A 22380-nucleotide genomic window follows, 5' to 3' on the forward strand; every position below is an offset into this window, starting at 1 on the left:
CCTACAACTTTATCTTGACACTCCCAATCCGCTAAAGGGGATGGGATTCTTAGTAGCTCAAGGCTACCTTCCATGGAGAAGTGCTTACTCCATGGCTACAAAGGTGTGGCTTAAACCTCACACCTTTGACGGGTGCCAATCCCGCTACTACTTGGTTGCTGCCAAGATACCTTTTATATATGTTTACTGCTCCTACTCCATCCCTGTGATACTCAAACCCACATTTTGCACACTTGTACCTGCGACCTTCTGAGTGATTTTGTTGTCCACACACCGGACACATTCTGCTTGTATAACTTTCTGAAATTTGCTCAACTTTTATCCCGTGCACCTGCGCTTTGTACATTATTAGGTTTGTTATTCGTCTAAAGCACCACTGATGCACTTTTTGCATTGCGTTGTCGTTGCCTTCTACTCTTTCTCGAATGTTTGTGACATCCCCTATCACGATGGTGCTTATTGCTTTTTGATAACACATCCCCACAAATTGGCTCGTGATTTTGTGTAGTATATCGTTCAGCTGGTTGCTTAGTTTTCTCAACAGTTTGTTTTTTGCTCTTAGAAGCTTTCTGTACCTTCTTGAGTCTTTTTTGCATTTGCTGATTGCTGACTGCAGTTTTGCCAGTTCCTTGTTCCTGTAGCGAAGCACCTGGTTTAATGCACCACCGTGATATGAAACGACTTCTTTACCATCAAAGAATGTAATGGGGCGGAGTATGCCCAAATCTACCGCTACAAGCTTTGTGTCTTTTTCTTTGCGCTCTTCAATCTTCACCTCTATTCCAAGGTGAAGATAGTATCTGCCTGCTTCATACACCAACTTGGCTTGTCTAATCTTTGTAGCAGATGGCAGACTTGTTTGAAACTCAAAAGGCTCTCTGTCTTTGCCTAAGGATAGCCTCAATCTACTATCGGCCAGGAGTTTGATTGCACTATCCTTCCAAATGAAGGGTATGAACTTTTTTCTTTTGTACGGTGGTTTTGCCTCAGGATTGAACTTAAGGGCTTTAAAATAACCATCGAGTGCTTGGAAGTATAGTTGGACGAACGCTTGTTTTGAGTGAGTATGGATGTTGATGTTAGACGCCCAACGAAGGATAAACTTTTGTGCGCTATTTTCAGAAAGCCAGAAGTCTTTCTTTTGTTTGATTTTCTTGACAAGGGAAAGAGTTTTATTGTAGATTCTTGCTGCAGTTTGGTTGAGTTCGTTGCACATATTATACAATTCAGCAGGAACAGGAACTTTGTATGTTCGTATCACATATCTTGACACTCTTCTATGAACCTCCTCATAGTTTCCTCGGATACAGTCCCGGCGCTTCCAACGTAGTATGTTCTGCTCCATAGTCCTTCTTTGGTTCTCAGATGTGGAAATTTCTCCGATATTTAGAAACACCTTTGAACAAATTAATAATGAATGCAGGAGAGAGTCTTGGAGGAGCAGAGACGAACAAATGTACGTGGTCTGGCTGGACAGAGAGATAAGACAGTGATTTCATGATTTTTAGCCGTTGAGTAGATAATACGTTCAAGCTCGGTTTTGATTTCGTTGAGCAAGAATGGCTTGCGATATTTAGTAATCCATACAAAATGGTAATTCAAATCATACGTGCTCCAGCGAGTTTTACGAATTCCCTTATCGAACACCATATACAATTATACTATTACATGCACAAAAAATCAAATTCTTACTATTCCCCTAAAGGAGAGTAGCTTGCGGGCTTGTTGGTGAACTGTCAAAAAATAATCCTACTTTAGAGCTTTTCGTGTTCAGTTCTTTACGATTTTAAAAACCGTCTTTTCTTCTGTGCTCTCAACTTTTATCTCCAAGCTCAGCTTTTTGGCTATTTCATTTGCAATGTAAAGTCCCAGACCTGTACCGTTTGATTTCTCACCCTTGAAAAACCGCTCGAAAATCTTAGGAATAAGCTCTTCAGGTATTTTTTCGCCGTGGTTAACAACTGCAATTTGGTTGTTCTTGATGTCTATAAGGTAAGGAGGAGCACCGTGAGTTAGCGCATTATCGAGTAAAATCGTAAAGATTATGCCGAGTCCTTCCTTATTGGTCCTCATTATACCTTCACCTTGGACTTCTATGTCAACAGGCTCTGAGTTTCGATTCTTGAATTTCTGATTTATCAGATCCTCGCAAAATTCTCTTAATTCTATATTCTCCTGTGTTAGATTTTCTACTCTTGCAATTAAAAGCATATTCTCAATTATCTGCTTTATCTCCCTGCTACTCTCTTCTATTGCTTCTACGGATTCTCTTAAAACATTTTCGTCTCTCAAACCCCAACGTTTAAGCATATTCACATATCCCAGTAACGTTGCTACTGGCGTTCTCAATTCGTGTGAAACAGCGGAAACAAAAGATTCTTGCGCCTTATACGAGCGTTCTATCCTTTCCATCAGCTCGTTGAATTTTTGAACGAGTTCCTTAAGTTCATAGGTCTTTGGTGTTATATCAACTCTTTTAGTAACGTCTGAACCACCAAGAGACTCGATTTGGGATATGAATTCTTTTAACTCTCTCACGTTCTTTCGTGTCAAAAAGTAACTGAGTATAGTCACCCCTAAAGCGAGAAACAAAATAGCGATAACGAAAAGTTTCCTTATATTTTCAAGAAATCTGATGACTGGTGTTATTTCTTTCCCAATAATCAGACTTTGAACACTGGTCATATAGAAGTACCTGTTTTCAATTTTCTTTAGTCCCACCTCATTAATTAAGCCTATCCCAAAAGGATCATTAATAACAGCTTTTTCTTCCAAGTCAGCAACATAAACATCCCATCTTAACACGATGTACTGCTTGCCAAATGGTGTAGAAATTACAGTTACAAACCTCCCTGGGTTGGAAAAATCCTCCAGAACGGGTCTCATAGCCATCTTGTAGAAGTATAGGTATGTAACACCGAGAACTAAAGAAACAAGAACAACGGTTGCAATAGTATTTATAAGCGCTAACTTAGTGGTTAGTTTCAAGCTCTTCACCGACCAGTCTGTAACCTATTCCTCTCACTGTTTTTATTAAATCTGGTGAAAGTTTCTTTCTAAGGTAGTTTATATACACTTCCACAGTATTGTCAGAACCGTAATAATCAATACCCCAAACGGCGTTAAGTATCTCTTCTTTGCTCACTGTTCTATTAATGTTTTTAACAAGGTAGAGTAGTAATTCAAATTCTGTTTTTGTTAATTCTACTTCCTCTTTATTGTAGTAAACAGTTCTTTTATCTTCATACACTTCTAAAGAACCTATTTTGTAAGGTTTAGAGATATCTATATGTTTCCGCCTCAGAAGTGCCCTTACTCTGGCTAAGAGTTCTTCGTTATCAAAAGGCTTTGTAAGGTAATCGTCTGCGCCTGATTCAAAACCTGCAAGTTTGTCTTTTTTCATCCCGAGTGCTGTAAGCATCAAAATTAAAACATCGGGACTGAGCTTCCTCAAATTTTGGGCGATTTCATATCCGTCCATGTCTGGTAACATTATGTCAAGTATAACCAAATCTGGTGAGAACTGCTTAAAGTTTTCAAGCGCATCTATACCATTGTCGAATGAAGCTATTTCGTACCCCGCGTGTTCTAGCTCTATCTCAAGTAATCTACGAATCTTTCTATCGTCCTCAACAATCATTATCTTTGGTACCCTTGCCATGAAGCTCACCTCAGATTTCAAGAACCTATGAATTATGTATGCTTTGAAATATTGAAAATTGTAAAAGGTATGGTATACTATCTACTGCTGGATGGAGGCGTGTCCGAATGGCTAAGGAGCCGGTCTCGAAAATCGGTGGACCTTACGGTCCTTGTGGGTTCGAGTCCCACCGCCTCCGCCATTTTTTATTATTTAAGCTAATTATTTTTCGCTAGCTTTACTTTTTTGTTTAGCATAGCCTGCCAACGCTGCTTCCCAGAGTTCTTTGAAGGAGATATCGTAATCTTGCAGTTGCTGAACCAAATCCGTACCTATAGATTCTATCAAGCTCCTCGCATATTCGTCATCAAATAGAACGAGGTAATAGTAAGTTGTTACCTCTCCCTTTCCCTTTCTCCAGATCTTATACGTTACGGCCAACGAACCATCAAGCGGGAGTCTCTGATAAAGCTGTTCAAATAGTTCAACGGTTCTTGCAAGTAACGCTTCATTTTTTTCTCCTTTAAGAACAGAATTCAGTTGTTGCAGAAGGCTATTTTTCAAAAGCTCTAATTCTGAAATCAAAACTTGGAAAGCTACTTGCAAGGCACCTTCCTTAACGCTTTTTTCGTTGAAGGCCGGCCCTGAGAACTCGCCTAATGCATAGATAGTAGTTCTCTCTTGCGAAAGTTTACTCAACTTCTCGCTGATAACTTCATTTTCGTAAATTAACTGGACATCATTATCTTTTTTTGCTACATCAGGTAGCTCAACTTTTGAAGGTTGAGACACTACGGGTTTTGGTACAGTTATGGCTACCTGTGTGAATATTAAGGTTGCCGCTACTACTGAAAATATCAACCAAAATATCAGTTCTTGCATTCAACCACCTCAATATGAATTGTCAATACTTTATGCTCTCAGAATACCTTCTTAGCATATCTGAGAATGGCGTACCGTCCAGGAATATACCATCTTCATCGGAGATTTCCAAAAAAGAGACACTCATCTTATCGTTCCCATATCCTTTTACCCAAGACGTAAACCTCCGACTATAAGCAATCTCTTTTACACCAAACCTCTCCACAATCATTCTAACCACACGGCTACGTACCATATCTCCAAATGAAGGATGATAGGGACCGGCAGCAACGTACTTTAATTGCGACTGCGGAATATGATATCCAAGTCTAATGACTTTCCCATTGTGACCTTCGATGAAAATCACCATTTCGGCTAAGATATTTACAGCTTCATCAAGAGTTTGCGGCTTATACAAACCTTGCTTAAAAAGTACTTCCAGTTCGGTATCTTTAAAAACAATTGTGGGATGTATTCTGAACAAACTTACACCCGTGTTAATAAGAATCCGAACGCTCTCTAAATCTTTAGCTCTGGTGTCACTGGGAAGACCGGTCATAAGGTGCGCTATGACTTCGAACCTGTCTTTAAGAAGTGAAATTGCTCTGAGAACGTCAGCACCAGTATAATTTCGCTTAGAATTTTTCAATACCTCGTCATCTATACTTTCGACTCCCAGTTCAACAGTTTTCACATTCCAACGCTTTAGAATTTCAACTACATGTTCATCGATAACGTCAGGTCTAGTGGATATCCTCTTTGGTATATCAGGTCTTATTGAAAGCAATTTTTCCATCAGTTCGGGTTTCAAACCTGTAAAGGTACCGCCATAGTACCCTATTTCATCCACGTCGGTTAAGTTTTGAAGGCTTTGCGCAATTTCTTTAAGGTCTGGAAGTGTTTCACCTGTCATTATAGATTGATTACAGTAAATGCATCGCGTCCGACAACCAAGATTTGGAAGGAACACAGGATAAATCTTTGGTCTTCTTTCCAAATCTTTCTGTTGAAAATCCATTTGCTTCACTTAAGTAGCTCCTTTACAACTTCGTTCACGAGTTTTCCATCGGCAGAACCTTTAATTCTTGCCATGACTTCTTTCATAACCTTTCCGAAATCTTTCTGCGTAGCGTTTAACTCCGATATCACAGATGATACAATTTGTTTTATCTCTTCCTTGGAAAGCATCTTCGGAGCGTACTCTTCAAGTATCTTAAGCTCTTCCTCTTCGGCCTTTGCCAGATCTTCTCTACCTGCTTGTCTGTAAGCCTCTATAGATTCCTGGCGTTTCTTTATTTCTTTGAGTATGAGCTTTTGCACATCTTCATCTGTTGCTTCTCTTTTCTCTCCTTCTACTTCAAAATATCCAATAGCCGTTTTTATCGACCTCAAAACTCTTAGTCTGATCTCATCTTTATTCTTCATAGCTTCCTTCATATCGTTGAGTATCTTTTCTTTAAGTGCCATTGTACTCCTCCCCTTATCTTTAAGTTAGTTCCGAAGTTGAGCTAATCTCCAAACAGACCAGCAAGGAAGTTTTTTACTGCACTGAGGTTAGACTTTGGATTGTATCCACCTTCATGTACAATGACCAAATAATCAATTTCCAAAGAGCTTGTTATCAAAACACCTATCTTCTTAAAATCCTGCGACAAAAGAGAAAACTTTCCAACAGGGTCTTTTACGTGTGTATCGGTACCAAGGGAAATCATGAGTGCATCTGGTTTGAAATCTTGTATCTTTTGAATGGCCCGTTTTAGTGCCTCTTTGTACATCTCTATATCCGTATTTCCGGGTAGGGGAATGTTTAAATTTGTTCCATACGCTTTACCTTCACCACGTTCTGTTTCATAGCCACTGAACCAGGGATAGAACCTTTTTGGATCACCGTGTATGGAAACGTAAAGTACATTGGGGTCTTTGTAAAATATGTCTTGAGTCCCATTGCCGTGGTGGAAATCTAAATCCAGAATGGCAATTCTCATTCCTTTTTCTTCTAAGAACTTTGCAGCAATTGCCACGTTGTTAAAATAACAATATCCACCACCAAAATCAGTCATCGCATGGTGGCCCGGTGGTCGCGTAAGAGCATACGTTGGTGTCTTGTTGTCAACTGCATATTTCGTTGCGCTTAGTACCACATCTACAGCTCTTTTTGCCGCTGAAAACGTTTCTCTTCTTATTGGCGTTCCTGTATCAAATATAGGATCAACGAAGAATACCTCTGGCAGGTATTCTTCATCTACCTCCTGCGACTTCTTGACGATGTAATTAAAGTACTTCTCACTGTGAACCTTCAAAATATGCTCTTCGCTGAACTCAGTTGGTTGTATCTCCTGGAACCGTTCCTGGATATAATCCAAAACAAGTTTTAACCTGCTCGGTCTTTCAGGATTTCTTATGAACCTTCCATTATCGATTTCCTTCTTAGGAATAAAGTATTCATTTAGTTCGGCACAGAAATATAAACTCGCCTTTTTTTCATTCGCCATTTATTTTTCGAGCTCCTCGATTTTCTTGACTCTTCTTTCGTGCCTTCCACCTTCGAAAGAGGAACTCAAGAAAGCATCAACAGTCCACTTTGCTAACTCGATTCCCATAAGCCTTCCTGGAAGAACTAAGATATTTGCGTCGTTATGTTTGCGCGCGTAAATAGCCATTTCTGGAAACAGGCAAAGCGCAGCGCGAATGCCTTTGATTTTGTTTGCCGCAATTGACATTCCTATACCTGTTCCACACATAAGAATTCCAAAATCGCATTCTTTGTTTGTAACTTTTTCAGCAACCCGCTTTGCATAATCAGGATAATCCACACTTTCTATAGAATATGTCCCACAGTCGATCACTTCGATACCAGACTTTTGAAGGTGTTCTTTTACCCTTTCTTTCAACTCGAAAGCAGCATGATCACTACCTATTGCTATTTTCATCACAATCGCACTCCTGGATTATCTAATGTAGTTGCTCAAAGACTACTTAATAGAATTAACCGCTTCCATGGCTGATGGAAAGACTCTAATTACTTTGTCTAGGGCAGTCATAGCAAGGAGTTTTTTTACATTATCGTTGACGCTAGCGAAAGCAATAGCTCCATTTGCGGATAACGCTGTTTTATGTAAACTCACAAAAGTTCCCAATCCAAAGCTGTCAACGAAATTTACTCTTGTGAAATCGAATACGATCTTTGATTTACCCTTTTTAATAAGGTTGTCAACCACCCAGTTCCTCAAGGTCATAGCGTTTTGCATAGTTATGTCACCTTCAAGAGAAACGATAGCTACACCGAATTGTTCAGTGAATGTGTACATAAATCCCTACCTCCTTCTGTAAAGTTTAAAGAACTCCTATTTGTTCAGAAATTCAAGAGCTTCGTTTTCATTATCGAATATATTCAATATCCTATCAAGCGCAGTCATTTTAAGGAGGTTCTTAATGTTATTATCGAGATTTAAAAAAGCTACGGCTCCTGCATTCATTAACGCTTGTTTGTGTATCGCAACCATCACGCCCAGTCCCGTGGAATCAATGTATCTGGTTTTGGAAAAGTCCAGAATTACTTTCTTAAAACCTTTTTCAAAAGTTTCTTCGTATATCCTCCTTTTAATTTCCTGCGCATTTGTTAATTCAAGTTCCTCCGGAAGTACAAATTTTACAATATCCCCCATCATTCTCTTTTCCATTTTCAACACCTTCCTCGAAACAACTGTCAAAGTAACCTAGTTTACCTTACGATCCTTATCAGTCCTACCATTTTTCCGATAATCCTTACTTTCTTTGGGTCGTACCTCATAATAGGATATGATTCGTTTTCTGGAACAAGTTCAACAACACTATCTTTCAATATGAATCTTTTGAGAGTTATTTTGTCATCAACGACAGCAGCCACTATCGAGTTGTTTTCTGCTGTGTACTGTTTTTTTAGTATCACATAATCACCATCAATTATATGAGCGTTCGTCATACTGTCCCCCTGAACTTTAAGCGCGAAGTATTCACCATAGCCGCGGAGCATCTCGATAGGCACTTCGATCTCCTCATCAACTTCTTCGAACATCTCTATCGCCTGACCAGCGGCAATTTTTCCCTTTACAGGGACGACTATACTTTCCTTGCGATCGGCAAGTGTTATAGCTCGCGCACCCTTGGAACGCTTTATGTACCCCTTCTTCTCAAGTGCTATGATATGTTGTTGTGCACCTCTGGGAGTCATTTTGAAATGGCGTGCGACGTCCCTGATGGAAGGTGCGAAGCCTTTTATTGTTATGTATTCTTTGATGAATTCATAAACCTGCTGTTGTCTTTCGGTTAATTCCCTCATACATCGAACACCACCCTTAGGGTTATTTTCTCACCAAATTCAACTTGCAATCCGTGGTATGTCAGTGCTTTAATTCGTAGCGCAACCCGCCTTTTTGTAAAATAAACACACTGATTTTCAACTTTCACTGGAAGGTATCCACGGTCAACCGTTGAAATTATATCGTTAACAGCATCAAACAAGTCATCTATAAACCCTTCTTTGTTTGCGTCGCTGATATTATAACATTTTTTTATAACGTTTTGCAAATCTTTGTTGTCTTTCTTACTACATTCCTTAAAAAGGTGTGACAGCGATTTTGAAGCATTGCCGTTATAACCTTCCGAAAAATCTGAATTCTCCATAATTATCTGAACAATGTCATTTAACAACTCTGTTAAGTCTTTAGCTACTATTTCATATGCAAGATCAGCTGTATGAGAAATTTCTCTAAACAAGTTATTCTTCACCACCTATAACTGCGAAATCTGCTACCATATCACCATCAGCTAAGTGGATTATCTTAACACCTTGAGCAACTCTTCCCCTTGGTGGCACATCTGCCACTTTGAACTTTATAGAAGCTCCGTCTTTTGTAAAGACCACAACTTCTTCGTCTCCCTTTACATAAGCAACTCCAACAACGGATCCTGTTTTTTCCACTTCTCCTATATTTTTGATTCCCAGTCCATCCCGGGATTGTTTCCTGTACTCACTTGCTTCCGTAAGCTTTCCAAAGCCTTTTTCAGTTATCGTTAGTATGTATCCAGTGTCGTCGTTCAAGATTGTGGCTGAGACTACTTGGTCTCCTTCCCGTAACTTGATCCCCCTAACACCTGCGGCATTTCTTCCCATGGTCCTAACCTCATCAACAGGGAATCTTATACTCATACCAAGTTTGGTAGAGATCAATACTGTACTTTCTTCATACTCTACACGCAAAACGGAAACAAGTTCGTCCCCATCTCTAAAGGTAATAGCTCTTATACCTTTTGACGTGATGTTCCTGAAATCTTCTAAACTGGTTCGCTTCACAACGCCGTTCTTTGTGACGAATAACAAATCCCCAGTGTAATCCGAAATATCCATCATAGCAAGAACTCTTTCATTTGGCTCAAGTTTGATGTACTTGGTAATTGGTTTTCCTTTTGTAGCCCTGCTGCTTTCTTCTATATCTATGTTTTCGATTTCATAGACTTTTCCCTGTGAGGTAAAGAAGAGTGTCTTGTTATGTAGTTTCGTGTAGATGATTTGAGATATGATATCGTCATCCATTAGATTCGCACCAGTGACACCTTTGCCGTTTCTTCTTTGTGTTCTAAATGCATTTAAGTCCATAAGTTTTAGGAAACCTTTTCGTGTGAGTGTCATAACGACGTCCTTGTTTGGTATAAGGTCTTTCTTATCAAATTTTGTGATTACTTCTTCATATTCTGTAATCTCTGTTCTCCTTTCATCTGCATATTTGTTCTTAAGCTCGAGTAATTCCTGAACTATTACTTCATACACCTTTTCATCGCTCATTAAGAGTTCTTTTTCCTTTTCAAGTCTTACAAGGACTTCCCTGTATTCGGATTGGAGATTCTGCGTTTCAAGGTTGGTCAACCTGCCGAGCCTCATATCAAGCACGGCCTTTGCTTGTTCTTCTGTCATCTGTAGTATTTCCATGAGCTGAGACATGGCGTCTGCGGTATCTTTCGCATTTCTAATTATGTCAACCACCGTATCGATAGACCTTGAAGCCTTAATGAGCCCTTCGAGAATGTGCGCTCTACGAGAATCTTGCTGATATGCATACTGTGTCCTCTTCCTGATTACCTCAAACCTGTGTTTTATGTACGCTTCTATGAGTTGTTTTAAGTTCATTAATTTCGGCTGTTTATCGGCATCGATAACAAGGAATGTGGCGTTAAAACGTGTCTGAAGACTTGTCTTTTGGTAGAGATTGTTTAAGATGACATCTTCATTTATGTCTTCCGGAAATTCAATGACGATCCTAAGTCCTTCTTTATCACTTTCATCCCTCAAGTCCTTAACAGGAACTTCTTCTTCTTGCAGATAACTTGCAATCTGATTTATCAAGTCGGCTTTACTTACACCATAAGGAATCTCAGTGATAATAATAGACTTTTTCTTCTTGTCCTGTTTAATCTCTACCTTTCCCCTAACTGTGAAGCTTCCCTTTCCGGTAACGTACATTTCCCTAATACCGGACTTACCTATTATGATTCCACCTGTTGGGAAGTCCGGACCTTTTATCACGTCTATTAACTCTTCTATGGATATATCTGGTTTTTTAATAACTGCGATTATTGCATCAACTACGTCGTTTAGATTGTGCGTTGGTATGCTCGTTGCCATTCCGACTGCAATACCACTTGCGCCATTTAGAAGTAGATTTGGTATCTTTGATGGCAGCACTTCTGGTTCTTGCAGTGAACCATCGAAGTTATCAAGCATGCGCACCGTTGATTTATCAATGTCCTCAAGCATTTCTTCGGCAATCTTATGTAGCCTCGCCTCGGTGTACCTCATCGCAGCGGGTGGATCGCGGTCAACAGAACCGAAATTTCCTTGACCTTCAACAAGAGGGTATCTCATTGACCAGGGCTGGGCCATTCTCACAAGAGCTTCGTATATCGCAGCATCACCATGCGGGTGGTACTTACCCATGACTTCACCAACGATACGCGCTGACTTCTTAAATGGCTTGTTATGGAGCAATCCAAGTTCATACATTGAGTACAGTATCCTTCGTTGAACCGGCTTAAGCCCATCCCTTACATCCGGTATGGCTCGACCGATGATAACGCTCATTGAGTAGCTCAAGTAAGACTTAACAAGCTCTTCTTCCAGTATGCGTTCTATCACGTTTGAATTGTTATTCTCGTTGGATTCATTGCTGGGCAACGTTTCTTTTACTTCTTTTTCGTCCACTGGAAATTACCTCCCTATAGTTTTACCTAACATAATTGAAAAAGTTCAGTTCAACTAAGAAATCTTTGCCCCCGGTTCTATTTCACTTGAGACTGTTAGCAATGTAAGCTTATCGTTTTTCTTCGCAGCAAGAAGCATACCCCTTGATTCAATTCCCATAAGCTTTGCTGGTTTTAAATTCGCAACGACAACTATCAATTTCCCTACGAGTTCTTCTGGTTTGTAGAACTGAGCAATCCCAGCAACAATCTGCCTTGTTCCAAGTTCACCAAGGTCAATCTGCAACTTGACTAATTTTTCAGATTTTTCAACTTTTTCTGCTGCTAACACCTTTGCAACTCTCAGGTCTACTTTTTTGAAATAATCTATATCTATAAGTTCCTCCACAGACACAACATTTTCACTTCCAACCTGACCGGCAACCTTTTCCTGTTTTTCCATAGTTTTCTCCCCCTGTTTTTGAGGTTGTTGTACTTTTTCAGTTTCTTTTTGCGTTTTTTCTATCTTCTTAAAAAGAGGTTCGCCGTGGATAACTTTGTTACCTTTAAGTATGTTCCAGCCTTCTAAGAGCTTTTCTGAGAACGCTTCACTTACTGAAAGTCTACTATAAATTTCCTTTGAAGAATTTGGCATCACGCAAGACACCAGAGTTGCTACTTTGAATATACTCTCGGTAACGAGCGAAAGAATCGTCCCAAGCCTTTCTTTATTACCTTCCTTAGCAAGTACCCACGGCTTTGTCTCATCGAAGTACTTGTTCAAATCGCCAATGAACTGCCATAGCACGTCGAGAGCTTCGGTAATTCTGTATTTATCCATAAGTTCGATGTACATTCGTTTTGTTTTCTCATAGTTTTCTACCAAATTCTTGTCTATTTCTTCCAGTTCGCCAATTCCTGGGATTTGTGAATCGAAATGTTTTACGATCATCGCCAAGGTTCGATGTAATAGATTTCCGTAATCGTTTGCAAGGTCTGAATTGAGCCTTTTGATCAGGTTTTCCTCTGAGAAATCGCCATCTTTACCGAACATAATGTCCCTGACAAGGTAGTACCTAACAACGTCATTACCATACTTTTTGACGTATTCCCTAGGATCTATCGCATTTCCAAGCGACTTACTTATCTTCTGACCATTTACTGTCAGCCAACCGTGTGCGAAAATTTTCTTTGGCAATGGTAGTCCAACAGACATAAGCATTGCAGGCCAAATCAGGCTATGAAACCTGTTGATCTCCTTACCAATAAGATGCACATCAGCAGGCCACCACTTGTTGAAAGATTCCATATCATCTGGATACCCTATTGCAGAGACGTAATTTATCAGAGCATCAACCCAAACATATATCACGTGCTCTGGATCATCTGGCATAGGAATGCCCCATTTCAATGTCGTACGTGTAATCGAAAGGTCTTTCAACCCGGATTCAAGAATCTTTAGCATCTCGTTTCGGCGGAAGTCAGGTTCGACAAAATCCGGATTTTCCCTGAAATGTTTTAAAAGTGCGTCATTGTATTTGGACAGTCTAAAGAAGTAATTTTCCTCTTTAATCAATTGCACCTCACGTTTACAAGATGGACATACGTGTTTACCATCTTCTGTGTGTTCGAGCTCGTCTTCATTCCAATATGTCTCACAAGGTACACAGTACCAGCCTTCATAGGTTCCTTTGTACACGTCTCCGTTTTCCATCATCTTGGCAACAAAGTACTGCACGGTTTTCATATGGTTTTCATCGGTTGTTCTGATGAAATAATCGTTGGTAATTTCGAGTTCTCTCCAAAGTTCTTTAAACTTTTGAGCTAGTTCATCGCACAGCTGTTGTGGTTCAACGCCTTTCTCCCTTGCAGCTTGTGCTATTTTCTGCCCATGTTCATCGGTTCCCGTTAAATAAAAAACATCGTAACCCATCATTCTCTTAAAACGAGCAAAGATGTCTCCGACAATAGTTGTATAAGAGCTTCCAATGTGCGGTTCTGCATTAACATAGTAAATAGGGGTGGTAATATAGAATTTCTTCACATCTGGCACCTCCAAAAAATTGGTTTTCTAAGATTCTTAAATTATTATACCACACCTTACGTAAACGTGTGTGAAGCTTGTGAAAACATACAGGGCTCTTCGTATTAAAAACGCGAGGTGGAAAAACCGTTGGCTCCACCTCGCGTCTGTTTGCTTTTTCTCGGAAATATTCGATTATTTGGCTTCAAATAGCTCCTTCAAAGGCGGTATAAGATCCAGATACTTCTTGTAGTAAACAATTTCCCAACCGGGTCGAATAAGGTTTGGGTTTTTGATAATAGGGTTGAGTGTCATGAGTTCAACAATAGCAAGCGGTAATTCTTCATCTGAAGTTGCGACGCCCAATCTATAAGCTATCTGGGCTAATGTATCGCCCGGTTTCACAGTATAAGCAAGCTGTACTAATGAAACCCTGTTATTGTCTTCCTTGATGTTCAAAACGTTTCCATCCAAGATTTTCTTAATCTGTGCAAAAAGAATATTCTGAACAGGCACTTCAAGCTCGCTCAGCACTGTTCCATCAATAATCGCGTTTTGACCATAGGTCCTTATCGTTGGAACGGAAACAACAAACACATCGTTATCATCAACTGGTTTACTCATGAATTCCAGTTTTCTCACATCTTTCTTGTTCAGTACGACCTCGTAATTTATGTTCTCAAATATATCGTAAATCCATGGAGAACTTACAAGTGATTTTTCAAAAATAACCTTACCATCCTTAAATGAGAGCAAAGTTAAACCGTTCTTGATAATATCCTTTACTTGCTTCCCTGTTAACCGCAGTGTCTTCACCGTGGTTGTCTTACCAACAATGGCATAAAGATCCTTCCTTGTAATATCACCTTCAACAAAACCTTCGAAATTTGGGCTAAATACATTCCATATTCCTATGTGAGATTTTGTATATTCAATTATCGATTTATTAACAAGCTCTGTAATTAAAGAATCTTCTAAAATAGCCATGTATTTGTTGAATCCTATCGTTTCTGTTGAATTCAAAACAGGCTCGTTCAACCATTTTTCAACTTGTGGTTCAAACTGTTGAGCCCAGCTTAACACATTCTCTACTGGTTTTATTTTTCCTACGTTGACATTCTGTATTGATACCTTGCTGATTTTCCATTTACCAGCCTTTTGTGAAAGTGTTATATCTATTCGATTAACAGAGGCTCCTTCGCTACCCGGAAGCGAAAACACTTTGTTCTCTTTATTGACATTTGCATAGACAATCGCTTGATTACCAAAAAGGAAAATATCCACATCTTTGCCAAATTCCTTAATCAATACGTCACCGATGTTGAGTCTGCTTTGTAATGCTATTTGCTTTCCAGTAACTGGATCGTAGTTGATTCCACCGCTGGTTGCAAGGATGATAATATCTGGAGCAACTTCAGTTTTTAAGGTCTGTATTGTTGTTCTGATTTTACTGATGTAGTCTGAAGAGACCAAATTTCCATATGGTGGAACAACTCCAATCGTAGCAACCTTTACACCTTTTGAGAAAACTTTAACATAATAATTTTTGACAAAATCGAATTTATTAGTCAAATTAGCAGCAAGAACATACGGTTTTAGACTTTTTAAGGTGTTTTCAAATTGTTTTCGCTCAAGTCCTAGTTCAAATGTACCAGGGACAAACACATCGTACCCGATCTGGTTAAACAAAGAAACAACGGGATTCTCAAGGATATTTTTCTCCACAAAATAATCACCGAAAGGGCTACCATAAAACAAGTTTCCGGTATCGACTAGCAACAAATCTGAATTTGCCTGACGGAGCTGGTTAACGTAAGAGTATATCTGCACTAGACCTTTTGGTTCATAAGTGCTTGTGAAGTAATTAAAAGGTAGGACATTTCCATAAACGTTCGCCGTATGGATAATGGATACCGTAGCTGAAGTGGTCTGGGCGAAAACAAAAACCGCAAAAAGTGTTAGGATCGACAGTATAACAATAATCCTACTTTTTCTCATGCTCTTCCCTCCTTGTTATCTCTGATTTCACCATTTTTCTCATACCTTTCGTAACACTCCTTACAAACGGCAATGTATTTATCCTTTCCACCTACATCGAAAACACCACCGTTACTTTTCAGCTTGTACGATAGTGTTGCTTTGTACTCACCACACACCTCGCAGACTGCCTTTTTCTTGATTACTTCGTCAGCCAAAGCCATTAATTTTGCTGTTGTCTCAAAAGGTTCCCATAAATAGCTCATGTCCAGTCCGGCACAATAAACATCCACTCCATCCAAGGCTATTTCCTTAACTATAACGGCCAGTTCCGCGTCAAAAAAGTGGACCTCGTCTATAAAGACCGCATCCGGCTTCTCTTTCAGCGTCTGATAATACTCGAACAACTCCTTTGTGTCCTTCACAACTCGTGCAGGCATTTTGTGAAATTTGTGAGTTACAACATCATCCGCACTGTAACGTGTATCAATCGCCGGTTTGAAAATGAGCGTTTTTTTCCTACCAATTTCATAAATCTCAGCAAAATTAAGAAGTTCTGTCGTCTTACCAGAGTACATGGGACCTGTGATTACTGTTAATTTTCCTACAGTGGTCATAACTAAAAAGGCACTCCCCCTGTTTTTGATAATCTACTTTTTGAAAGGTTTTTATCGAACTTCTTTAAATATATTACCATAAAATTTGATTTTTGTCGACAAAGTTACAAAGCCTCGTTTCTTAAAACTTATCAAACTAACTTTTTATCTGGTATAATTATAGCAGGAAAAGGAGGAATAACCAATGGATCAAGGAAGGAAAATAATTGATACGCATGCGCATCTACATATGCCCCACTTCAAAGCTGATTTTCGTGATGTTTTAACGAGAACTGCACAACTGCACTTTGTGCTTAATGTTTCAACAAGCTTGCAAGACATGGAACCATGTATCTCCATTTCAAACAGCTTACCAAATACCTACTTAGCAATAGGAATCCATCCTCATGATTCGAAAGAAGCACACGAAATCGGCACAAAGTATCTGGATATTCTTGAAGAAAAGGCAACAAAAATAAATAGGATCATCGCAATAGGCGAAATAGGATTAGATTATTTCAGGAATATTTCACCTGTCGATATTCAGAAAAAAGTTTTCGCAGACCAACTTGCACTGGCATTGGAGTTGCATTTACCGGTAATTTTGCATATCAGAGATGCGTACGAAGATACATATGATATCCTTAAGGCATTTTCTTCAGAAGATTTAAAAGGGATAGTACATGCGTTCGGTGCTGATGAAACTTGGGCAAAAAGGTTTGTGAAGCTTGGATTTAAACTTGGTATTGGAGGTCCCATTACATATCCAAAGAACGAAATGCTAAGAAACGTGGTCAAAATAATAGGAAGGGAAAATATTGTCCCCGAAACAGATTGTCCTTACTTACCACCGCAACAGTATCGAGGTAAGCGAAACGAACCAATTTATGTTTCATACGTATATGACGAACTTGAAAGGATATTTGGCTCCGATGTTTCGGAAACGATGTGGAGTAACGTAAAAGAAATCTTCCGTGATATTATAAGCGATAAATTGTTCAAGGTTGAACAACAAGAACCACTCGGAGATGATGCAAAATGATAGAGCAAATTCGAGGAAGGTTCTTAGGTCGTAGCGAAGGGAAGGTCCTTGTTGACGTAGGAAATATCGTACTGGGAATTATCTGCGATGCAGAAAGCTTTTCCGAAACTACCGAAGGTGAAGAAGTTGTTGTGTATACAAAACTGATAGTCTCACAGGAAGATATGAGTATATACGGGTTCAATTCAAAGGAAAAAAGAGATGTATTCGAAAAGCTCATAAAGGTATCTAAGTTGGGACCTAAGAGTGCAATAAAGATCCTTTCATCAGCAAGTATAGAACTTCTGTCAACTGCAATAGCAAACGGCGACATCGAAAGACTATCTTCGATCCCTGGAATTGGTAAAAAGACTGCTGAAAGGATAGTTGCCGAACTCAAAGATGAGTTTGAACCTATGCAGGTTGATGAGGTATCACTCGAAGCAATCGAAGCTCTTGTATCGCTTGGATATGCAAAATCACAAGCTCAAAATGCTGTAAAACATGCAAGAAAAGAATTTCCAGACGCTTCCTTATCCAAGCTGATAAAAGAGTCACTCAAGATTTTATCGAAGATGTGAAGAAAAATACTGTAGGCAAGAATGTCTAGAAGAAAGAAGGTATCGTTATGGGGTAAGTCCTTTTGGTGGAATTTCAGCTACAAATTCACCAAGTGTGGTCAACCCCGTTTTAAGTTATAAATTAGACCCTGGAGAACCAGGAGTTCCATTTGGCGCACCGGCAAGTCAAAGTTTTCTGAGAGTGATTAGTCAGGAATTTGCCAACTATATGGACTTTAAAAAGCAAGCTGCCGAACAAGGTGGATTCATTGTATACGGTGGCATATACCTTGATGTTCAAAAGCGTGGTTCGTTCCTTGCAGCAGTTGCCGGTAAAACCAAAGTACTTATCTATGTTCCGGGGCAGAGGGATAACGGCCATTCGAACGAAAATCAGCAAGGCAACATAGGTGAAGACTCCGATATAAAGAGAAGTGAAATCGAAAGGAAAATAGATGAATTGTATAGGAAACTCCAACAAACGGTTGACCCTACGGAGCGGGAAAAATTGTTCCAACAAATACTCTTACTCACGATGGCTATTAATGCACTTATGGTGGGCATGAGGATTCCTGAACTGCTCGTCGGAATGCTTTTAAACACAACGGTTTAGAGTAACGATATTCCGTGAAAAAACAACAGGGGGAGGGGCATTTGTGAAAATCTCAGAAATAGCAAAGGTCATAGGTTTAAGAGAGGTAGTTTTCTGCAATGATTATGAAATCGAACACTGTTACATTGGTGACTTATTAAGCGTTGTTATGCGTTCAGCACAGCAAAACACTATTTGGCTTACAGTTCAGAGCCATGTGAACATTATAGCTGTAGCTGCACTGACGGGTATTAAGGCGATCGTACTGTGCGAAGGACTAGATTTTACTCCGGATACAATAGAAAAGGCTAAAGAAGAAGGTATCAACCTTTACTCTTCTTTAGAAAGTTCTTACATACTGGCTGGGAAGATTTACGAACTCGGCATTCGTTAATTGTGAATAGTGGTCGAAAAAATGTATAGAGCCGATCTGCATGTTCATTCTTGCTTATCTCCCTGTGCGGAACTTACAATGGTCCCTTCGGTAGTGTGCAACTCTGAATTGGAGGTATTTTCTATTACCGATCATAACTCCGCACGAAATGTTGCGGTTTTTACTTTTTTATGCAAAGACAAAATTATTGTTCCTGGTATTGAAATTCACACATTGGAAGACGTTCACTTATTGGGTTATTTCCCAAGCATCGAGGATGCATTAGCTGTTTCAGAATTTGTGGAAGATATGCTTCCAAAATTCGAATACGACCCAGAAAAATATGGTTACGAAATAGTTTTAGATAAGAACGAAACGTTCGTTGGAGCTCTGGATTATTACCTTGGTTTTCCTACGAATCTAACAATTGATGATGCCTTGGAACTGATTAAGCAACACAACGGGCTTGCAGTACTCGCACACGTTGACAGGAAGTTCGGTGCAATTCAGCAACTTGGAATGGTTCCGCCTAACGTTAAGTATGTGGAGGTACGAAAAAGAGAAGTAGCCTTAGAATTGAGAGCTCAGGGATTCGTTGTGTTAACTTCTTCTGATGCTCACACACCAGATGAAGTGGGTTCGAGGAAAGTGTACTTTGATGAAAAACCAAAGAGTGCAGAAGACGTGTTACAGTTAATCCGGGAAAGGAGGTTCAAAACAATTTGGGACTTATAACACTGTCTGACCACGTGCACGATATAGCTGAAAACTCGATAAATGCTGGAGCAAAGAATGTTAGATTGCTAATCAAAGAAACGGATGATACTTTTTATTTTTCCATCGAGGATGACGCAGGCGGAATCAGACCAGATATACTCGAAAAAATATTCGATCCGTTTGTCACAACACGAAAAAAAGAGATACGAAAGGTTGGACTTGGCTTACCGTTCTTAAAGCAGTCTGCAGAAGCAACGGGCGGATATGTTAAAGTGAGCTCAGAATACGGCAAAGGTACGAAAACTGAGGCACTGTTTTACAAGTCCCATATCGATTGTCAACCAGTTGGGAACTTGGTTGATACCTTTCTTGTACTTCTGCTCAACCAAGATATCAACTGGGACATCCAAAGATGTTACAACCAAGACTGCTACGAAATCTCTTCCAAGACTGTAAAAGAGTACTTTGGAATCTTGGATACACCAGAAAAGATAAAGACATTGTCGGAGCTGCTTGCAGAACTTGAAAATTCAATTATGAATTACCAATAACTTTACAAAACTCAAAAGGGGAGGAAAAAAACATGCGAAGAAAACTTGTTCTGATTGGTTTAACTCTACTTTTTATCTTCTTAAGTGCAACACTACTTGGCTTCGTATTAAACGACGTAAGGTTCGAAGGATTAAGGACCATCGAGAAAGATGAGCTTGCACAAGCTTACAGTACGTACATAGGAAAGGATATAAACATGTACGCGGTCGAAGATATAATCTCCAATCTCGAAGAACTCGGATATTTTGAAGATGTTCAATACAACCTTGAAAGCGTACAAGGTAAGGAAAATGAGAAGGTCCTTGTTATCAAAGTTGTGGAAAACGAACCTATCACAAAAGTTTCGCTTGAAATCGCCGGCCCGGGAATTATATCAAAAGAAACGTTGCAAAGTTCAATAACGATCCAGGAAGGTAAGGCTTTTAGTTTCAACAAATTCTGGGAGAGTATAAACAATATAGCAAAAATATATTCTGACAATGGATACATAGTTGCAACACCAAAATCGGAAGATAAGACGTTTGCTTTTGTCTACGTTTCCGGTCGTATTGATGGTAACAACGTCTTGTTCAAGGTGACCGAGTACGTACTTTACGATGTAAAATTTGAAATTCTAAGTGATGACGAACAATTCAAAGCAGAGTTTAAGAAAATTGAAAACCAAGTTAGCTTATCGAAGTACAAAGATTACGCACAAAAGAACATACTTTTGAAAATCTTCGATAGCCCCAGGAATTATGTACCAAACTTACAAAAAATGCAAGAATTTTTCCAATTTCTTTCTAAATACGTGTACTTTAAGGTAATTGACATTTCATCATCTGAGATAGAAACAGATACTCCTGCAAAGGAACTTGTAGTCACGGTAACAGACAACACCGTTGTAACTCAGCCAGTTCAACTGAAAGGAATCAGAACCAAGGGTAACACCATTTTTACTGAAAAGGAACTTGTTGGAGAACCAAAAGAAGGTGTGTACACAAACTTTCAAATTTTGAAAGCTATACAGGCCGTAAAAGACAAATATGACAAGGCAGGTTATTACGTCAACCTGAATTTGGAGGCAGGCAGTGACGGTTATTTGTACATAGTGGTAACCGAAACAAAGGTTAAGGACGTAAAGATACTTGGAAACGATCGAACTAAGACTTACGTCTTTGACGATCTCATTGCCGTTAAACCAGGTGACTATCTAAACCGCAACCAACTTCAAGCAACGTACATCGAACTAAAGAAGAGTAATTTCTTTAAAGACGTGAAGCTCAACATCGAACCTTTAGATACATCTAATGCCAACGTAATTGTGACGGTTTTGGAGAAAGATAAGAAATCCGATTCTGATTTTCAAGTTGGTATTACTTGGGGACCTGTGAATGATAGACCTTGGTATGAAGGATTTGCTGGTGTCCTCTCACTGTCCTCCACAAATCCTTTTGGTTACGGTGAAAACTTCTCTGTATCATTGATGAAAGCACTTTCTAATACAAATCTATCGTTAAGTTTTGGAATTAGAAAACCCTTTGAAATGCCTCTTGGCTTTACATCCTCTATATCGTTCAATCAAGAGACAGAGGAAGGAACAACTACGACAAAATGGAGCACTTCAGCAGGAATCAGTACGTTAAAACTTCCAATTGGTCAGTTTTCCTTAAGCACAAGCTATTCCGAAACAACGGTTTCGTCTGAAACAGTTCTCACAACAAAAACACTGAGTCTGACAGGAACTTACATCTATGAAACCCTTGATAATCTCTATGTTCCTATGAAAGGTTATTCGCTTACATTAAGTGGAACGAAATACTTCCCGTTCTCAGAACAAGGTTCGGATGCTGTTAGTTACTTCGCCGAAGTTACTTACCACTTCCCGTTATCAGAAACTATTTCATTAGCAACTCGAATTTACAACTCTCAGGTTTTCCAAACATCGGGAGCACCAATCAGTTTTAGCCTCGCAGGTCCGTACCAAGTAAGAGGAGCTAAAAGTGACGAGAAAGGGACAGTTCTTGTGCTGAACAACAACGAAATCCGATTCAAAGAAGCAGATCAGATATTCTATTTCTCACTCTTTTACGACATCGGTTTTGTTGGCCAAGACTATTCGTTCGACAATCTTAAATCATCCACCGGTTTAGAACTCGGATTGGTTTTGCCAATGTTTGGCTTGGTCCGAGTCGGCGTGGGATTACAAATCTTACCGACATTTTCTCCAAATTTCAACACGTACTTCATACTCGGCCAAACATTCTAAAATACCTT

At 39.4% G+C, this 22380-nt stretch carries 23 protein-coding genes, 1 tRNA gene and 1 pseudogene; 8 read left to right on the forward strand and 17 right to left on the reverse strand.

The features are described from left to right. Nucleotides 1–49: 49 nt before the first annotated feature. The 4 genes and pseudogenes from CBS1_RS02345 to CBS1_RS02360 all read right to left on the reverse strand — a co-directional run bounded on the left by CBS1_RS02345 (nt 50) and on the right by CBS1_RS02360 (nt 3661). Complete coding sequence (locus CBS1_RS02345) at nt 50–1273, reverse strand: RNA-guided endonuclease InsQ/TnpB family protein (protein WP_128998099.1); 1224 nt, start codon at nt 1271–1273, stop codon at nt 50–52. Continuing rightward, nucleotides 1258–1650 (reverse strand): annotated as a pseudogene (gene tnpA / locus CBS1_RS10885) (IS200/IS605 family transposase). The gene CBS1_RS02345 and the pseudogene tnpA overlap by 16 nt, the downstream one beginning before the upstream one ends. A 120-nt stretch (nt 1651–1770) precedes the next feature. Next, nucleotides 1771–2997: a histidine kinase dimerization/phospho-acceptor domain-containing protein gene (locus CBS1_RS02355; RefSeq protein ID WP_090221904.1), complete on the reverse strand. Its 1227-nt coding sequence runs from the start codon at nt 2995–2997 to the stop codon at nt 1771–1773. Further along, nucleotides 2972–3661 (reverse strand): response regulator transcription factor, encoded by a 690-nt coding sequence (locus tag CBS1_RS02360; RefSeq protein WP_033190873.1) that lies wholly within the window; start codon nt 3659–3661, stop codon nt 2972–2974. The genes CBS1_RS02355 and CBS1_RS02360 overlap by 26 nt, the downstream gene beginning before the upstream one ends. A gap of 93 nt (nt 3662–3754) precedes the next feature. Between CBS1_RS02360 and CBS1_RS02365 the strand changes: the two genes are divergently transcribed. Then, nucleotides 3755–3842, forward strand: a tRNA-Ser gene (locus tag CBS1_RS02365). Between the two features lie 20 nt (nt 3843–3862). Here CBS1_RS02365 and CBS1_RS02370 read toward each other — a convergent pair. The 13 genes from CBS1_RS02370 to CBS1_RS02430 form a co-directional block, all read right to left on the reverse strand. Beyond that, nucleotides 3863–4522: a hypothetical protein gene (locus CBS1_RS02370; protein WP_090221902.1), complete on the reverse strand. Its 660-nt coding sequence runs from the start codon at nt 4520–4522 to the stop codon at nt 3863–3865. Nucleotides 4523–4544: 22 nt separating this feature from the next. Continuing rightward, nucleotides 4545–5519 (reverse strand): radical SAM protein, encoded by a 975-nt coding sequence (locus CBS1_RS02375; RefSeq protein ID WP_241685578.1) that lies wholly within the window; start codon nt 5517–5519, stop codon nt 4545–4547. Between the two features lie 5 nt (nt 5520–5524). Next, nucleotides 5525–5968, reverse strand: a complete 444-nt coding sequence (locus CBS1_RS02380) for a GatB/YqeY domain-containing protein (RefSeq protein ID WP_033190871.1) — start codon at nt 5966–5968, stop codon at nt 5525–5527. Nucleotides 5969–6009: 41 nt separating this feature from the next. Next, the gene (locus tag CBS1_RS02385) at nt 6010–6993 is read right to left on the reverse strand and encodes a histone deacetylase family protein (protein ID WP_090221899.1); all 984 of its coding nucleotides are present in this window, start codon (nt 6991–6993) and stop codon (nt 6010–6012) included. Further along, nucleotides 6994–7431: a ribose 5-phosphate isomerase B gene (gene rpiB / locus CBS1_RS02390; protein WP_033190869.1), complete on the reverse strand. Its 438-nt coding sequence runs from the start codon at nt 7429–7431 to the stop codon at nt 6994–6996. It lies immediately after the preceding gene. Between the two features lie 42 nt (nt 7432–7473). Beyond that, a complete protein-coding gene (locus tag CBS1_RS02395; protein ID WP_090221897.1) occupies nt 7474–7809 on the reverse strand; it encodes an STAS domain-containing protein in 336 nt (111 codons plus the stop codon). Nucleotides 7810–7845: 36 nt separating this feature from the next. After that, a complete protein-coding gene (locus tag CBS1_RS02400) occupies nt 7846–8181 on the reverse strand; it encodes an STAS domain-containing protein (RefSeq protein WP_090221895.1) in 336 nt (111 codons plus the stop codon). Between the two features lie 41 nt (nt 8182–8222). Further along, complete coding sequence (gene lexA, locus CBS1_RS02405) at nt 8223–8819, reverse strand: transcriptional repressor LexA (protein WP_090221893.1); 597 nt, start codon at nt 8817–8819, stop codon at nt 8223–8225. Beyond that, nucleotides 8816–9256, reverse strand: coding sequence for an archease (locus CBS1_RS02410; protein WP_164969235.1), 441 nt, complete (start codon nt 9254–9256; stop codon nt 8816–8818). Before CBS1_RS02410 ends, lexA begins: the two co-directional genes overlap by 4 nt. Nucleotide 9257: 1 nt before the next feature. Beyond that, nucleotides 9258–11708, reverse strand: coding sequence for a DNA gyrase subunit A (gene gyrA / locus CBS1_RS02415; protein WP_176759471.1), 2451 nt, complete (start codon nt 11706–11708; stop codon nt 9258–9260). Between the two features lie 81 nt (nt 11709–11789). Next, nucleotides 11790–13757, reverse strand: a complete 1968-nt coding sequence (metG, locus tag CBS1_RS02420; RefSeq protein ID WP_090221888.1) for a methionine--tRNA ligase — start codon at nt 13755–13757, stop codon at nt 11790–11792. Between the two features lie 174 nt (nt 13758–13931). Further along, nucleotides 13932–15734, reverse strand: a complete 1803-nt coding sequence (locus CBS1_RS02425) for a 5'-nucleotidase C-terminal domain-containing protein (RefSeq protein WP_090221886.1) — start codon at nt 15732–15734, stop codon at nt 13932–13934. Then, nucleotides 15731–16330: a thymidine kinase gene (locus tag CBS1_RS02430; protein ID WP_090221885.1), complete on the reverse strand. Its 600-nt coding sequence runs from the start codon at nt 16328–16330 to the stop codon at nt 15731–15733. Before CBS1_RS02430 ends, CBS1_RS02425 begins: the two co-directional genes overlap by 4 nt. A 184-nt stretch (nt 16331–16514) precedes the next feature. On the opposite strand from CBS1_RS02430, the gene CBS1_RS02435 reads away from it, so the two are divergent. The 7 genes from CBS1_RS02435 (at nt 16515) to CBS1_RS02465 (ending at nt 22372) form a co-directional block, all read left to right on the forward strand. Continuing rightward, nucleotides 16515–17351 (forward strand): TatD family hydrolase, encoded by an 837-nt coding sequence (locus CBS1_RS02435; RefSeq protein ID WP_090221883.1) that lies wholly within the window; start codon nt 16515–16517, stop codon nt 17349–17351. After that, nucleotides 17348–17911: a Holliday junction branch migration protein RuvA gene (ruvA, locus tag CBS1_RS02440; protein ID WP_033190861.1), complete on the forward strand. Its 564-nt coding sequence runs from the start codon at nt 17348–17350 to the stop codon at nt 17909–17911. The genes CBS1_RS02435 and ruvA overlap by 4 nt, the downstream gene beginning before the upstream one ends. Nucleotides 17912–18119: 208 nt before the next feature. Next, the gene (locus CBS1_RS02445) at nt 18120–18503 is read left to right on the forward strand and encodes a hypothetical protein (protein ID WP_241685548.1); all 384 of its coding nucleotides are present in this window, start codon (nt 18120–18122) and stop codon (nt 18501–18503) included. A 43-nt stretch (nt 18504–18546) separates the two neighbouring features. Further along, nucleotides 18547–18876 carry an iron-sulfur binding hydrogenase gene (locus CBS1_RS02450; protein WP_090221879.1) on the forward strand — a complete coding sequence of 110 codons (330 nt, stop codon included), beginning with the start codon at nt 18547–18549 and terminating at the stop codon, nt 18874–18876. Nucleotides 18877–19107: 231 nt separating this feature from the next. Continuing rightward, the gene (locus CBS1_RS02455) at nt 19108–19590 is read left to right on the forward strand and encodes a PHP-associated domain-containing protein (protein ID WP_236938624.1); all 483 of its coding nucleotides are present in this window, start codon (nt 19108–19110) and stop codon (nt 19588–19590) included. Then, nucleotides 19578–20123 carry an ATP-binding protein gene (locus CBS1_RS02460; protein WP_033190858.1) on the forward strand — a complete coding sequence of 182 codons (546 nt, stop codon included), beginning with the start codon at nt 19578–19580 and terminating at the stop codon, nt 20121–20123. The genes CBS1_RS02455 and CBS1_RS02460 overlap by 13 nt, the downstream gene beginning before the upstream one ends. Nucleotides 20124–20155: 32 nt before the next feature. Next, nucleotides 20156–22372, forward strand: a complete 2217-nt coding sequence (locus tag CBS1_RS02465; protein WP_090221877.1) for a BamA/OMP85 family outer membrane protein — start codon at nt 20156–20158, stop codon at nt 22370–22372. Nucleotides 22373–22380: the final 8 nt, after the last annotated feature.

The organism is Fervidobacterium changbaicum (assembly GCF_004117075.1).
GTDB classification, from domain to species: Bacteria; Thermotogota; Thermotogae; order Thermotogales; family Fervidobacteriaceae; genus Fervidobacterium; species Fervidobacterium islandicum.